The organism is Flavobacterium lotistagni (assembly GCF_011392125.1).
GTDB classification, from domain to species: domain Bacteria; phylum Bacteroidota; class Bacteroidia; order Flavobacteriales; family Flavobacteriaceae; genus Flavobacterium; species Flavobacterium lotistagni.
The window spans coordinates 1-14189 of the sequence record NZ_JAAJBU010000016.1 but is presented as its reverse complement, the minus strand read 5'-3'; the positions used below and the strand labels follow the sequence as shown (position 1 = coordinate 14189).

Here is a 14189-nt window from a genome sequence, read left to right as displayed (position 1 = left end):
GAGTTTACAAGTTTGAGCAACAAAAATAACAATTAAATCAAAACTCGATCGATTGAATAATATCGTCCAATTCTTTTTTGTGTCCCGGGTTGATAATGCCATGCACCGCGTCGAAGTTTTCAAAGAAAGTCGGTAGTGAGAAAGTTCCTTTCAACTCAGCGCCTTGAAACGCAAAACGCTTTGACGCGATATCCAAAACGGTCGCGCCACCGCGGGCTCCGGGCGAAGTGGCCATCAATAGCATCGGCTTTTGCTGAAAAGTTTTGTTGTTGATACGCGAGGTCCAGTCGAGGATGTTCTTGAAAGCACTCGAATAAGCACCGTTGTGCTCGGCCAGCGAAATCACGATTAAATCGGCGCTGCCTAGCTTGGCATAAAAGTCATGGGCTAAGTTGTGAATGCCGTTTTCTTTTTCGCGGTCTACTGAAAACAGTGGCATTTCGTAATCGTTCAAATCGAGTACTTCGACTTGGGCATTTTCAAATAAATTCGCAGCGTAAACTGCCAGTTGTTTGTTAATCGAATTGCGGCTCGAGGAACCGCCAAAGGCAATAATTTTTTTCATTAGTTTTTAAGTGTTTAACCAGTTTCCCAGAATTTTTCTGAGCATCGGTAATAGCAAATACACCATTAGCGGCACCAGAATTCCGGTCATAATAAGTGTTCTTGCGGGAATGGGCAGCGCTTTAAGTGCGTCACCAATCGCATACGAAAGCAAGGTAATCGCCGGATAAATGGCCATCCAAACCATTAAGGCAAATTTCCATTTTTTAGGTGGCTTCATGAGTTCAGATAAAAAGTCAGTGCGCCTGAAGGGCATTTTTTTACGGTTTCGATAATTTTTTCAGTAGTCGAATTCTCGGCGTGGATCCAAGGTTTTTCTCGCGGCTTGAAAACTTCCGGATTGTGGCGTACACATTCGGCGGCGTGCTCGCATAAGCCCGATTTCCAGACGATGGTCACTTCGCCGTTGCTGTATTCTTTGGTGAGGTTTTTCGGATCCATGGTTATAAAGTTTTTGAGTTAATATTGATTTTATTTTTGAGCATTTTCGATACTGGGCACTTTTCGGCAATAAACAAAAGTCGGTCTTTGATTTCTGGCGCCAAGGGTTGCGGAAACGAAATCACCCGTTCAATGTTCGTAATCAATTCGCTTGCGTTTTCTTGACTCATGTTCAACGAGACTTGTATCTCGGGAACATCCCAGCCTTTGCGGTCGATATACATTCTTAAAGTCGATAAAGTGCAACCGGCCAAAGATGCCAACAAAGTAGAATAAGGATCCGGGCCCAAATCCTGCCCGCCGATTGAAACCGGTTCGTCCATCACCAATATGCCGTTTCTCCAATTGATTGTGCAAAGGTATTTCTGCTTGCTAATGCTGCCAATTAGGTTGTCTTCTAAAAGATTTGCCATCGGATTCAGATTTATAAAACGTCTCGAATTTCGGGTGTTCTGTCGAAAACACTTTTGGCAAAAGGGCAAAGCGGCAAAATCTTGAAGTGGTTTTCACGAGCGTAATCTACGGCCGCCAACACCATTTTCTTACCGTAACCTTTGCCGTTGTTTCCTGGGTTTACTTCCGTATGGTCGATGATGAATTTGTCTTCACCTGCAAAAACGAAAGTCATCATCGCTTCTTGCTTGCCATCGGCTTTTACAAAGAAATGTCCTTTGTTGCCGCTTCGTTCCATTCCTACTGTTTCGCTCATGATATTTTATTTATTGTTGCATCGGAACTTCCATTAGCAAAATTTCTGCATCAGAAGTGGCCTCGAAAGTTATTTTTTCAAAATTGGTAAAACCCATACCATCGCGTTGGGATAAATCTTGTCCGTCCACGGTTACGTTTCCTTTAATCACAAAAACATACAAGCCGTTGCCTTCGAGTTTGCGTTTGTATTCCAGCGAAGTTCCTGCGTCCATATTGCTCATGTGGAACCACGCATCCTGATGGATCCAAACGCCGTCATCATCAGCATTAGGTGAAAGCACTTGCTGGAATTGGTTGTGGCGGTCGGTGACATTAAGTGTGATTTGCTGATAACGAGGCTCGACATTACGGTGTTTAGGGAAAACCCAGATTTGCAATAAATTGGTTCTTTGGTCGTGATTCGGGTTGAATTCCGAATGTTGGATTCCGGTACCGGCGCTCATGACTTGCACATCGCCGAATTTGATCACTTCGGTATTGCCCATGCTGTCTTTGTGCGCGAGGTCGCCTTCGAGCGGAATGGTGATAATTTCCATGTTGTCGTGCGGATGCGTTCCGAAACCCATGCCCGGTGCGATAATATCATCGTTCAGAACACGCAAAACACCAAACTGAACGCGGTTCGGATCATAATAGCTCGCAAAGCTGAAAGTGTGGTGGGCATCGAGCCAGCCGTGATTGGCGTGACCTCTGGTATTGGCTGGGTGAATTACTGTATTGTTCATATCGTATAAATTTAAGTATTATTACGATACAAAGGTACGCGGGGTAGTTCTTGCAAGCACTTAATCTAGGTTAAGAAGTTGTCGGTTGTTTGTTATTGGTTGGGGCGTGCCGGCGGCATTCCAATCCAGTTTGCAAACGAATCTATTGCGCCGCCGTCGGGCTATTCGTTGCAAGTCCTCGCTGGGCTGCGGGCTTTTCACTGCTATCCCTCACGCATTGGTATATAAACAGCGCTACTTCTTCAACAACCGCGCTTTCATTTTACTAAAAAATTCAGGAGTCACACCAATATAAGAAGCGATATGTTTCTGCGGGACTTTTTGAATCAAGGTGGGATATTTTGAGCAGAATTTTTCAAAACGGTCTTCAGCGGATAAGCTCAAGTTATCCATCAATCGTTCCTGATGCGCGACGAGCGAGTTTTCGGTCAATATCCTAAAAAAACGTTCGAGTTTCGGGATTTCCAGATACAGTTGTTCCTGATTTTCTTTAGAGAGCAAAACCACTTCGGCATCTTCCAGCACTTCAATGAACAGGTTGCCGGGTTTTTGCGAAAGCAAGCTATACATATCGCTAATCCACCAGCCATGACAAGCAAAAGCCAACACATGTTCTACAATGTTGTCATTGATATTGAAACTGCGCAGGATACCCGAATTCACGAAATACGAATACTGGCAAATCTCACCCGCGTTCAAAATAAGGGTTTTGGCTTTGTAGTCTCTGGTTTCGATTTTCGATAAAAACAATTCCTGTTCCTGCGGAGTCAGTGCAACAATTCTGGAGATATTTTGAAGAATCCTATCCATAGGAATAAAAAAAAAGCGGAAGTGAGTTCCGCTGGTCTTTTAATGTTTGTGTCCGTCGTGTTCCGAATGTTGGTGCTGTTGCATGGGAAGCAACTTGAAACTGGTCGCTACAAATTTGTCGTTTTTGACCTCGCCGGTCACTTCAGCTTTCCGGACCACCGAACAAAATCCGTCGGCAGCATGAGCATCACCATGTTTGTGAATGTCGGTGCCTTCTACGAAATAAGCTTTTCCGTCAATACGCACTGCTAAATCACAACCTGATTTGCTTTTCATTCCGAATTGGCATTGGCCGCAAGAAGCTTCGACTATTTGGCTTTTGGCTCCAGTTTGTGCCTGTATCGCCAAACAAAAAAAGACCAATAAAAATGTACTTATTTTTTTCATGATAATAATTTTCAGTTAAGATACTGATTCTTTAATTCTTTTCATCGCTTCGGTAAGCAAATCTTCGCTGGTGGCATAAGAAAAACGGATGCAGTTGGCGTTTCCGAAAGCGTCGCCGGTAACTGTAGCTACATTGGCTTCAGATAAAAGATACATCGAGAAATCGTCGGCGTTGTTGATTAGTTTTCCGCGCAAAGTCTTTCCGAAATAATACGAAATATCAGGGAAAACGTAGAAAGCGCCTTCGGGAACATTGAGTTTGAAACCCGGAATTTGCTTCACCAAACCGACGACTAAATCACGTCTGCGGTGAAAGGCTTCCACCATGTGCTGCAATACTTTCGGGTCGGCATCTACAGCGGCAATCGTGGCTCTTTGGGCAATCGAATTCGCGCCACTGGTGACTTGTCCTTGCATTTTGGTACAAGCTTTCGCGATAAATTCTGGCGCGCCGATGTAACCGATTCTCCAACCGGTCATGGCAAAGGCTTTGGCTACTCCATTAACAGTAATCGTTCGCTCGAACATGCCCGGAATTGAAGCGATGCTGCAAAAAGTTCCAGAAAAGTTGATGTGCTCGTAGATTTCGTCAGCTACCACAAAAATACTCGGGTGTTTTTCTAAAACCTGAGCCAATGCGGTCATTTCTTCGCGGTTATAAACAGAGCCACTAGGGTTGCAAGGCGAAGAATACCAAATCATTTTGGTTTTTGGTGTAATGGCTTTTTCAAGTTGCTCGGGTGTGATTTTGAAATCAGTTTCGACTGAAGTCGGTACTTCTACCGGAATGCCACCGGCCATTTTGATGATTTCGTAGTAGCTTACCCAATAAGGCGCTGGTAAAATTACTTCGTCACCGTCGTTGAGCATGACTTGCGCAATATTGTACAACGATTGTTTCGCGCCAGTCGACACCACGATATTCGCAGGTTTGTAATCTAAATTGTTGTCGCGTTTGAATTTGCGGCAAATGGCTTCCTTCAAATCAGCATAACCATCCACCGGCGTATAGGTGCTGTAATTATCGTCGATGGCTTTTTTTGCAGCTTCTTTGACAAAATCAGGTGTATTGAAATCAGGCTCGCCCAAACTTAGGCTGATGATGTCTTTGCCTTGTGCTTTGAGTTCTCGGGCCAATGCTGCCATGGCGAGGGTTTGTGAAGTCGATAACTTATTGATTCTCTCTGAAAGGAAATGCTCCATGCTTGTAATTTTTCGGGTCTTATTAAAAAGCAAAAGACGCGTGGTTGGCGTCTTTAAATTTAGGCGAGTTGTGGTTTCTGGCCCAGATTCTTTAAATGTTTGAAATGTGCCCAGATGGCTGAGCGCGTTGTTTTGAATTCGTGATAAGGAAGATTACACTCTTTGGCAGTTTGCTTGACAAATTCTGCAATTTTCCCGTAGTGGATGTGACTGATATGCGGATACAAGTGGTGTTCGATTTGATGGTTCAATCCGCCGGTAAACCAATTCACGATTTTATTTTTCGGGGCGAAATTCGCGGTAGTGTACAACTGATGAATGGCCCAAGTGTTTTCGATTTCTCCGTTTTCATTCGGCACCGGATTGGCAGTATCGTCTACTACGTGAGCCAATTGGAAAACGATACTTAGTATGATTCCTGCGGTGTAATGCATCACAAAGAAACCGAGAATCACTTTCCACCAAGTTACTCCAACCAAAATGGGCAACACAATCCAAATGAGGGCGTAAATGATTTTAGTGATGACCAAAACCGTCCAAAGTTTGGCTGGGCTTTGTGCCGCACCGTATGACAGATTTCTTCTCAGATAGCTGCGCATTTGTTTCCAATCGGTCGTGAGCGCCCAGTTCACCGTGAGCAATCCGTACAAAAAGAACGAATAATAATGCTGAAACTTGTGGAATTTATACCAAGGCGCATCTTGCGTAAATCGGATAATTCGTCCGGCTTCAAGATCTTCGTCGTGGCCGTGAATGTTGGTGTAAGTGTGGTGCAAAACATTGTGCTGTACTTGCCAGTTGTATACATTTCCGGCCAAAACATAAATGCTGCCGCCCATGATTTTATTGACCCACGATTTCGAGGAATAAGCGCCATGGTTGCCGTCGTGCATGACGTTCATTCCGATGCCAGCCATTCCGACACCCATTAAGATGTTTAGCAAAAGCTGGTACCATATTGACATTTCCAAACTTAAAATCATTAAGTAAGGTGTCAGAAAAACGGTAAAAAGAATGATGGCCTTGAGGTGTATTTTCCAGTTTCCGGTTTTCGGGATGTTGTTTTCCTTGAAGTAATTGTTGACGCGTGAATTCAAAGTTCTGAAAAACTTCAAGTTATCTTGGGTTGAAAAAGTCGGAACGGTTGTACTCATAATTGGGGAAATAATGCGGCAAATGTACTTATTAATAATTTTTGGATAGCCAAAGTTCCCATAAAAATTTCAACACTAAAGTATTACTTTTGTTAAAAAAAGTATGGACGAAATCCTTCGCTATTTTCCCAATCTAACGGACGAACAAATCCGTCAATTCAGGCAGCTTGAAGCTTTGTACCAAGATTGGAATGCCAAAATCAATGTAATTTCCAGAAAGGATATCGATGCGTTGTATACCAAGCACGTTTTACATTCATTAGCCATTGCGAAAGTGCAGCCGTTTGAACCCGGAACGTCTATTTTGGATGTTGGCACCGGTGGCGGTTTTCCCGGAATTCCGTTGGCGATATTATTTCCCGAAACGCGGTTTTACCTGATCGATGTAATTCTTAAGAAAATTAATGTGGTCAAAGCTGTAGCTGAATCCATAGGTCTTCAGAATGTCAAAGCTGAGCAAATTCGCGCCGAAAATGTCAAAGGCGATTTTGATTACATTGTAAGCCGCGCCGTGACCAATATGCCCGATTTTGTTTCTTGGATTAAAGACAAAATCAAGAAGCAAAACAAACACGAATTACACAACGGCATTCTTTACCTCAAGGGAGGCGACTTGACTGAAGAATTGGCTTCATTTACGAGGGCAACACAATACAACATCGCTGATTTTTTCGACGATGAATTCTTTGAAACCAAAAAAGTGGTGCATTTGCCATTGAAGTTTAAACCGTAAATAAAAAGGCACAGTACATTTTGTGTTCCGTGGCTTTTTTTGCAGTGATAGCGAAACGCTAATTTTTTACAATTTTTTGTGTTCGGGCACCTTGGTTCGTCATAACAGTCAGGGCGTAGATTCCTTTGCTGAGCTGACTTACATCAATAGAGGCATTGTTTGTTTTAGCTTCCAGAACTAATTTTCCGGTTAGGTCGGTAATTCGAACTGATTCCACGCTGAGGTCTTTTAACCTAATCTCCATCAAGTCACCAATTGGGTTTTGCACCTGCCAATCATTCAACGTCGTAAAACTGTCGGTCGACAATAGCAAGGCCTCAAAAACTTCGATATCGGTGGTGTTCGTATTGACCGAAAGCAAAGGAACATTAATCACGGTGTTACTGGTGCGCATCAAAGGCAACGGAACCCCGATACTGCCGTAGTATGAATAAGTCGTTTGGGTAGCCGTACCGACACTAGCCGGAAATGGGCCGTAAAAAAGTGAAATCGTCTGCACAGTTTTCAGTCGTGTCACACTACTACCTGCTGGCACACTACCAATGTTGACGGTCAGCGTTCCGTAGGCATCTACAGTAGTTACTATATTTCCGGTAAAAGTACCGCTATAAGTGTCATATTGGTAGGTTCCGGCAATCGGATCGGTATTGCTAAAGCCATAATTCATCGGAAACGCTCCGATTGTGGCATTGTTGGTGTTGCAGTTGAGTTCGAGCAGGTCGTTTCTAAAAGCGGTCAATGACACGGTACTAGAAACATTCCGGGAGTAAATCGCAGATTCTGATGGTGTGCCTGACAAAGGAGTCCAAAGAACATCTTCTTCGAAATTCGACCCCGGATAACTGGCGAGTTCTTCTGCGCTCAAGTCACCAAAAGTATGGATTGAAGTACCAGCGGGTTCCAGAGTAAAATTCCAATTAATATTGGCTCCGGTTGCAGATTGGTCTAAAGGCGCGGCAGATTGACCTAGTGCGTATGCCGCTTGATCTTGTCCGTAATAGGAACTAATCGGCGTTTGCGCGAAACCCAAACTGGCTATTAATAATATTGAACAAAGTAAAGTTTTTTTCATAATAAGGATTTTGAATTGACGTCCCGAATGTAAGAAAAAAAACTGATAATCAACAGTATAAAAAAAGGCCTGAACTATTCCAGACCTCTTAATTTTATTCGCTTTTTCACTATTCGCCTAGAAACGGATAACGATAATCTCTAGGCGTTACAAAGGTTTCTTTGATGGTTCTTGGAGAAACCCAGCGCAATAAGTTCAGTGCAGAACCGGCTTTGTCATTGGTTCCCGAAGCTCTGGCGCCACCAAAGGGCTGCATGCCGACGACTGCTCCGGTAGGTTTGTCGTTTACATAGAAATTACCGGCTGCATTTTGTAAAGCTACGGTTGCCTCTTCAATCGCGTAACGGTCTTGGCTAAACACGGCTCCGGTTAAAGCATATTCTGAAGTTTCATCAACGAGTTTCAAAGTTTCGTTCCATTTGGCATCTTCATAGATATATACCGTAAGCACCGGCCCGAAAAGCTCGGTTTCCATGGTGGTGTATTTCGGGTTCGATGCGAGAATCACCGTAGGTTCAACAAAATATCCTTTAGATTTATCGTAATTGCCGCCAAAGATAATCTCGGCATCGGTGTCTTTTTTGGCTTGCTCAATATAGCTTACCAATTTGTCAAACGAGCCTTCGTGGATCACGGCGGTAATGAAATTGGAAAAATCTTCGGGGCTGCCCATTTTCATGCTGGCGAGCTCTTTACCCATTTCTTCTTTAATGGCCGGCCAAAGCGATTTTGGGAAGTAAGCTCTGGAAGCCGCACTACATTTTTGCCCTTGGAATTCGAAAGCGCCGCGCAAAGTGTTGGCTACCACTTGGCTTACATCGGCTGATGGATGGGCCAAAACGAAATCTTTTCCGCCGGTTTCACCCACAATTCTCGGATACGTTTTATAATGGTGAATGTTGCCACCGATAGTTTTCCAGATGTCTTTGAATACGTGTGTGGATCCGGTGAAGTGTACGCCCGCAAAATCACGGCTGGCAAAAATCGTTTCACTAATCATTTGTGCATCGCCAAAAACTACGTTGATCACGCCATCAGGAAGACCGGCTTCTTTAAAAACATCGATGATGACTTTGGCCGAAAATACTTGGCTGTCACTCGGTTTCCAAACCACTACGTTGCCCATCATGGCAGCGCTCGCCGGAAGGTTTGCAGCAATTGCGGTAAAGTTGAAAGGCGTAATGGCATAAATAAAGCCTTCTAGTGGGCGATATTCCAAGCGGTTCCAAACGGCAGAATCCGATTTGGGCTGGTCGTTGTAGATTTGCGTCATGAACTCGACGTTGTATCTTAAGAAATCAATCAATTCGCAAGAAGCGTCGATTTCGGCTTGAAAAATATTTTTACTCTGGGCAATCATCGTGGCCGCATTGATTTTGGCGCGGTACGGACCAGCAATGAGTTCGGCGGCTTTTAAGAAAATGGCAGCGCGTTGTTCCCAAGCCATATTGGCCCAACGGGTTCTAGATTCAAGTGCGTTGGCGATGGCTTTCTCGACGTGTGATTTTTCGGCCAAATGATAAGTTCCTACCACATGTTGGTGGTCGTGTGGCGCGGTCATGTTGCGGGTATTTCCGGTGCGGATTTCCTCACTGCCGATGTAAAGCGGGACATCGATTTTTTCGTTCCACATTTTTTTATAAGCGGCAAGCACAGCGGCTTTTTCTGGCGAATTCGGAGCATACGATTTTACAGGTTCGTTAACTGCTTTGGGTACGTGAAAAAATCCTTTGAGCATATTTTTGGGTATTAGTTGTTGTTTTTTAGAAAGGTAAAAGAGTCAAGATACGAGAGCCAAGACATTTCGTTCCGATTGAGAATACTTCTTGCTTCTTGCTTCTAATTCGGTTACAAAAGTACAAAGGTTTATTGTAAAGTTAATGTTCAAAATTTGGAAAAGTGTGCTTTGGTTTCGAGGGGTTTAGCCCAGACAGTAGTGGAAAGCTTTTTGGGTGGCCGGCTATTTTTTGTTGGTAAAAAAAAGCAACTAAAAGGAGCTCTTTTTTTGCCGTTCAAAAAAAGATGGGCACACAAAAACTTGTAGCGGATGGCTGGATAAGCTGCTAATTTAAAGCAAAAGGAGCACTAAGCTTAAAGGTCGGCACGATGACTTTGAAATTTCTGGCCGAAGAAAAATTGATCATGTTGAAGTGGCCGCGCATGGCACCAAACGGAGAAGCCAGCAAACAACCGGAATTGTAGGTATGCGTCTCGCCAGGTTTGAGCACTGGTTTTTTGCCTATAACGCCTTCGCCATCTACGGTTTCCATGTCGTTGAGCGAATCGAAAATTTCCCAGTGGCGCGAAGTGAGCTGCACGGAATCTTTGCTGTGGTTTTCAATCGAAATCTCGTAACTGAAGGCAAAATGGATTTTGTGATTCTTGAAGTACGTGCCTTCAAAAGTCGTCAAAACCGAAATTTTTATACCTCTAGTGATTTGTGAAACCATGATTTTCTTAATCAATTGCTGTCAAATTTACGAAAAATTGAATGCCAGCGGCTAATTTAAAGTTAAATTTTCTAGTTGATAATGTTTTCAGAAGTGACTACAGTTTTACCGATAATACGGTCGTAACGTTGGTTGTTTTCTTTGTAATAAACCAGCGTGAAATAGTTGTTTTCGGTTTGGAAATAATTGCCGTCGATGGCGTTTTCGCTGTCTACCTTTCCTGATTTATCGGCCACGACATATTGGTAGTTGGTGAAGCCTTGCTTGATCATGATGGCTTTTTCATACACACCTTTCTCGGCGTTGTAATCCATTTTGTTTTCGGCAGACAGCGCATAATTGTTGAACATGCCATTCACATAAATGTCTTTTTTGCCGTAGTATGAAGGAGCAGAAAGGGTAAAGAAAATCCAGGCGTAATCGGCTTCGATTTCACTGTTTTCTGTATTGATGCTCTTCACGAGAAAGTTTCCGTTATAATCTGGGTTATATGTATAAGGCTGTCCGGCGCGCCCTTCGTCTGGATACAAATAGCCGTTGTAAACGCCGCCTTGTGAATCGATTCGCGCCACATTGTTCACCGCGTTTCTGATGTCTTTGTTTTCAAACCAACGGAATTCGTTGCCGCCCCAAAATTGGGTTTCTTTGTCGTATTTGTAAATCAGGTCGTTGCCAATGGTAAACATGGGTTTCACATTGGTAATAGCGGTGTTGAACTGACCGTTTTGCAACAATAAAATTTTTACGTTGCTCAGTGGGCTTTGAAAGGTAATGTTGGAAGATTTGATGGTGAACTCCATGTTTTGCTTGGTATTCACATCGGCTACGGTGCGTGCTCTTTTGACTTGCGAAGTAACACTGACCAAATTCTCATACAGTATGAACTTGCGTGAGAAAACTACCTCTCGGTCTTCGTTGAGAATTTTTATGATGAAATTACCGCTGACCCGAAAACGGGTGTTTTTGTTCGGAAATTGGATTTTGTAGTGCGAATAAAGCTGTAGTGCGTTGTATGAATTGGTATAATCCAAAATACGTTGGTTGTCGAAGCCTTGCAGGTATTCGTTGATCGAAAGTTGCGAAGGTTTCCAGTCGTAATCGCAATGTACGATTTGGTAATAGTAGTTGGCTTCGTTGCCGAATAAATCATCGAACTGCAATTCGAAAGTATCGCCGAGTTGGAAAATCGGGATAATGTTTTGTCCGTTTTGGACGAAAGTCACTGTTTTGATATTGTAAGGCGGAACGATTTCGGTTTCTACTTGAGCGTAGGTTGTCATTGAAAAAACCACCAATAATAAAATCGCGTAAAAGTTTCTAAACATAGTGCTTGAATTTCTGTAGCAGTAAATATAAGACTATATTGATTTGAAATCCACGAAAATTAACTTTTGTGGCATTTATTTTTTGCTGCAAACCGGAATGATTTCGCCCGGCGCCAAACAATAACGCTCCACCAATTCAGGGGAAAGTGACTTAGTATAATCTACTTCCTGAACCTCAAAACCAATGCTTCGGAGTTTCTCGAAGTAGTCACGGCCGTACACGCGCACATGGTCGTATTGCCCGAAAATTTTTGCGCGCTCTTTCGGGTCGGTAATGCTGTTGTCGGCAAAAGTGGTCTCGCGGCTCAAATCCTGTGGAATCTGAAAAATGCCCAATCCGCCGGGTTTCAAAACGCGGTAAAGTTCCTGCATCGCTTTGGTATCGTCGGGAATATGTTCCAAAACGTGGTTGCAAAGAATTACGTCGTAGGTATTGTCTTCAAAGGGAAGGTTGCAAATGTCTGCTTTCACATCAGCCAATGGAGAAAGCAAATCGGTCGTGGTATAATCTAGATTTTTCTGATTGCGGAAAAGTTGGTAGAAAGCTTGCTCGGGTGCGAAGTGCAACACTTTCTTCGGCGCGGTGAAAAAATCGGTTTCGTTTTTCAGATACAACCAAAGCAAACGGTGGCGCTCTAGTGAAAGCGTACTCGGCGACAATACATTATTGCGCTGCGTGCTGTAACCGTAGGGCAAAAAACTGCGGAAACTTTTCCCATCAATCGGGTCGGTGTAGCGGTTGCCTTTCAACGCCAAAGCCAGAATCGGCCGTGTGAGGTAACTCAACCGGATTAGCAATGGGCGCGGAATGGTATTTAAAATAAATTTGAACACAGATTTCATAAAAGAAAATAGGCAAACACGAATTGCACGAATTTGCACAAATTATTGATTACAATATTATTCGTCGATACTTCAAGCTGTCTTCTCCAAAATTTACTAATAATCCTAATTTGTTTTTGGAAGCTGCTAAGTAATTCAAAGTTTGTTTGGTTTCACTACTGGTCAAGCATTGAATTGCTTTTATCTCTAAAATGATTTCATCGAAAACAACAAAATCAGAATAATAGTGGTGCGGCAAAACAATATCCTTATAAGTAATGTTATATTTCTTTTCCCTTTCAAAAGGGATTTTATTTTTTACAAATTCGTACTCAATTGCATCTCCGTAGATCACTTCAGAATGTCCTTTCCCGAGAATTTTGTGAACTTCCATACAAACCCCAATAATCCGATAGGTTTGTTCGGTCAAATAAAAACGTGGCATATAAAATCATTTTAAGGCTTGTATAATTTTCTGATATTCTGCAAAATCTGTGATAATCCGTGAAATCTGTGTTTAGATCTTCAAAGGCTCACGTCTGAATTCATCTTCTTCATTACTCTCAATGCCCAACGCTTTATAGATGTAAGCAAAAGTCGAAAGCAATTCCGGTTTGCCGTCAATAATCGCCACATCGTGTTCGAAATGTGCGCTCGGTTTCCCATCAGCTGTTAAAATCGTCCAGCCGTCTTTGAGCTGTTTGATGTTGCGTGTGCCCATGTTGATCATCGGTTCGATGGCTACGACCATGCCTTCCACGAACAATTTGCCACGGCCTTTTTTACCGTAATTCGGCATTTCCGGATCTTCGTGCATTTTCTGTCCTAAACCATGACCGACGAGTTCTCTAACAACACCATAACCATGCGCTTCGGTATATTTCTGAATGGCATTTCCCACATCTTCCACACGATTTCCAACGCGGAATTCACGAATCCCGACATACAAAGATTCCTTAGTCACCTGTAACAATTTCTTGGTTTCCGGAGCTACTTCGCCAATCTCAAACGAGTAAGCGTGGTCGCCGTGAAAACCATTTTTGAAAGCGCCGCAATCCACCGAAATCACATCGCCTTCCTGCAGCGGATTGTTGTTCGGAATACCGTGAACCACCTGCGCATTCGGGCTCATGCAAAGTGAATTCGGAAAGCCGTAAAGCCCCAAAAAGCTCGGCACCGCACCGTGGTCGCGAATGAATTCTTCGGCCAGTTTGTCAAGGTATAATGTGGTCACGCCGGGTTTGATTTCGCCCGCAATCATGCCTAAAGTTTTGGAAACGATCAGCGCACTTTCGCGCATCAGCTCAATTTCTTCGCGTGTTTTCTGGATAATCATATGCTAAGATTCAGGCCGCAAAAATACACTTTTACTTTGTGAAATTGATGTTATTTTTTAGAAGCTCATCCGGCTGTCCGCTCTATTTTTTACGGCGAACCCCGCCGCAAAAAGATGCCGCTGCTATCCGGGCTAGGGCTATCGGTTCCAATGCGATTCTGTCCTACAGCGAAGCGGTCTTTTGCCATCGCGCCTCCTGGCTCCTTCTCTAAAACAGTCCACCGGACTGTTTCTTAACGCTCGGCCCTAGCGCAGCGGTCCTATCTATCCAAAAACTCACTCTGCCTTCGCTTTTCGCAAATCATAGTTGAAATTCCCAATCAGGATTAGCCCATAGAAAACCATTGTGCAAAACTTCGCGTCTTTGCGCCTCTGCGAGAAAATTAAATCTCGCTAAGACGCCAAGGCGCAAAGCTATTGATGTCATTTACCTGTTGTCACTTTCCACAAATCATA

The 14189-nt window shown here is 43.4% G+C and carries 18 protein-coding genes; 1 reads left to right on the top strand and 17 read right to left on the bottom strand.

Annotation, left to right across the window (positions count from 1 at the left end; translation table 11 throughout):
• Window positions 1-37: 37 nt before the first annotated feature.
• From G4D82_RS13730 to G4D82_RS13685, 10 genes are all read right to left on the bottom strand, one after another.
• Complete coding sequence (locus tag G4D82_RS13730; RefSeq protein ID WP_166337871.1) at window positions 38-565, bottom strand: NADPH-dependent FMN reductase; 528 nt, start codon at window positions 563-565, stop codon at window positions 38-40.
• 6 nt (window positions 566-571) lie between these two features.
• Window positions 572-784 carry a hypothetical protein gene (locus G4D82_RS13725; protein WP_166337870.1) on the bottom strand — a complete coding sequence of 71 codons (213 nt, stop codon included), beginning with the start codon at window positions 782-784 and terminating at the stop codon, window positions 572-574.
• Window positions 781-1005: a (4Fe-4S)-binding protein gene (locus tag G4D82_RS13720; protein WP_166337869.1), complete on the bottom strand. Its 225-nt coding sequence runs from the start codon at window positions 1003-1005 to the stop codon at window positions 781-783. Before G4D82_RS13720 ends, G4D82_RS13725 begins: the two co-directional genes overlap by 4 nt.
• A 2-nt stretch (window positions 1006-1007) precedes the next feature.
• Window positions 1008-1418: an OsmC family protein gene (locus G4D82_RS13715; protein WP_166337868.1), complete on the bottom strand. Its 411-nt coding sequence runs from the start codon at window positions 1416-1418 to the stop codon at window positions 1008-1010.
• 11 nt (window positions 1419-1429) lie between these two features.
• Complete coding sequence (locus G4D82_RS13710) at window positions 1430-1714, bottom strand: GNAT family N-acetyltransferase (RefSeq protein WP_166337867.1); 285 nt, start codon at window positions 1712-1714, stop codon at window positions 1430-1432.
• A gap of 10 nt (window positions 1715-1724) precedes the next feature.
• On the bottom strand, window positions 1725-2441 hold the full coding sequence (locus G4D82_RS13705) for a pirin family protein (RefSeq protein WP_166337866.1): 717 nt from the start codon (window positions 2439-2441) through the stop codon (window positions 1725-1727).
• A 234-nt stretch (window positions 2442-2675) separates the two neighbouring features.
• On the bottom strand, window positions 2676-3251 hold the full coding sequence (locus G4D82_RS13700) for a Crp/Fnr family transcriptional regulator (RefSeq protein WP_166337865.1): 576 nt from the start codon (window positions 3249-3251) through the stop codon (window positions 2676-2678).
• A gap of 39 nt (window positions 3252-3290) precedes the next feature.
• Entirely contained in the window at window positions 3291-3638 is a 348-nt protein-coding gene (locus tag G4D82_RS13695; protein ID WP_166337864.1) for a DUF6370 family protein, read from the bottom strand.
• Window positions 3639-3653: 15 nt separating this feature from the next.
• Complete coding sequence (locus tag G4D82_RS13690) at window positions 3654-4841, bottom strand: pyridoxal phosphate-dependent aminotransferase (RefSeq protein ID WP_166337863.1); 1188 nt, start codon at window positions 4839-4841, stop codon at window positions 3654-3656.
• Between the two features lie 59 nt (window positions 4842-4900).
• Entirely contained in the window at window positions 4901-5995 is a 1095-nt protein-coding gene (locus tag G4D82_RS13685; protein ID WP_166337862.1) for a fatty acid desaturase family protein, read from the bottom strand.
• A gap of 103 nt (window positions 5996-6098) precedes the next feature.
• Here G4D82_RS13685 and rsmG point away from each other — a divergent pair, with 103 nt between their 5' ends.
• Entirely contained in the window at window positions 6099-6728 is a 630-nt protein-coding gene (rsmG, locus tag G4D82_RS13680; RefSeq protein WP_166337861.1) for a 16S rRNA (guanine(527)-N(7))-methyltransferase RsmG, read from the top strand.
• Window positions 6729-6786: 58 nt separating this feature from the next.
• Here the strand turns inward: rsmG and G4D82_RS13675 are convergent, their stop codons facing one another.
• From G4D82_RS13675 to map, 7 genes are all read right to left on the bottom strand, one after another.
• The gene (locus tag G4D82_RS13675) at window positions 6787-7800 is read right to left on the bottom strand and encodes a T9SS type A sorting domain-containing protein (RefSeq protein WP_166337860.1); all 1014 of its coding nucleotides are present in this window, start codon (window positions 7798-7800) and stop codon (window positions 6787-6789) included.
• 109 nt (window positions 7801-7909) lie between these two features.
• Window positions 7910-9538, bottom strand: a complete 1629-nt coding sequence (pruA, locus tag G4D82_RS13670) for an L-glutamate gamma-semialdehyde dehydrogenase (protein WP_166337859.1) — start codon at window positions 9536-9538, stop codon at window positions 7910-7912.
• 325 nt (window positions 9539-9863) lie between these two features.
• Window positions 9864-10250 carry a Co2+/Mg2+ efflux protein ApaG gene (gene apaG, locus G4D82_RS13665; protein ID WP_166337903.1) on the bottom strand — a complete coding sequence of 129 codons (387 nt, stop codon included), beginning with the start codon at window positions 10248-10250 and terminating at the stop codon, window positions 9864-9866.
• Window positions 10251-10321: 71 nt separating this feature from the next.
• Window positions 10322-11575, bottom strand: a complete 1254-nt coding sequence (locus G4D82_RS13660) for a type IX secretion system plug protein (RefSeq protein ID WP_166337858.1) — start codon at window positions 11573-11575, stop codon at window positions 10322-10324.
• A gap of 75 nt (window positions 11576-11650) precedes the next feature.
• Complete coding sequence (locus G4D82_RS13655) at window positions 11651-12418, bottom strand: class I SAM-dependent methyltransferase (RefSeq protein WP_166337857.1); 768 nt, start codon at window positions 12416-12418, stop codon at window positions 11651-11653.
• A 49-nt stretch (window positions 12419-12467) separates the two neighbouring features.
• Complete coding sequence (locus G4D82_RS13650; RefSeq protein ID WP_166337856.1) at window positions 12468-12842, bottom strand: GxxExxY protein; 375 nt, start codon at window positions 12840-12842, stop codon at window positions 12468-12470.
• A 72-nt stretch (window positions 12843-12914) separates the two neighbouring features.
• The gene (map, locus tag G4D82_RS13645; protein WP_166337855.1) at window positions 12915-13733 is read right to left on the bottom strand and encodes a type I methionyl aminopeptidase; all 819 of its coding nucleotides are present in this window, start codon (window positions 13731-13733) and stop codon (window positions 12915-12917) included.
• Window positions 13734-14189: the final 456 nt, after the last annotated feature.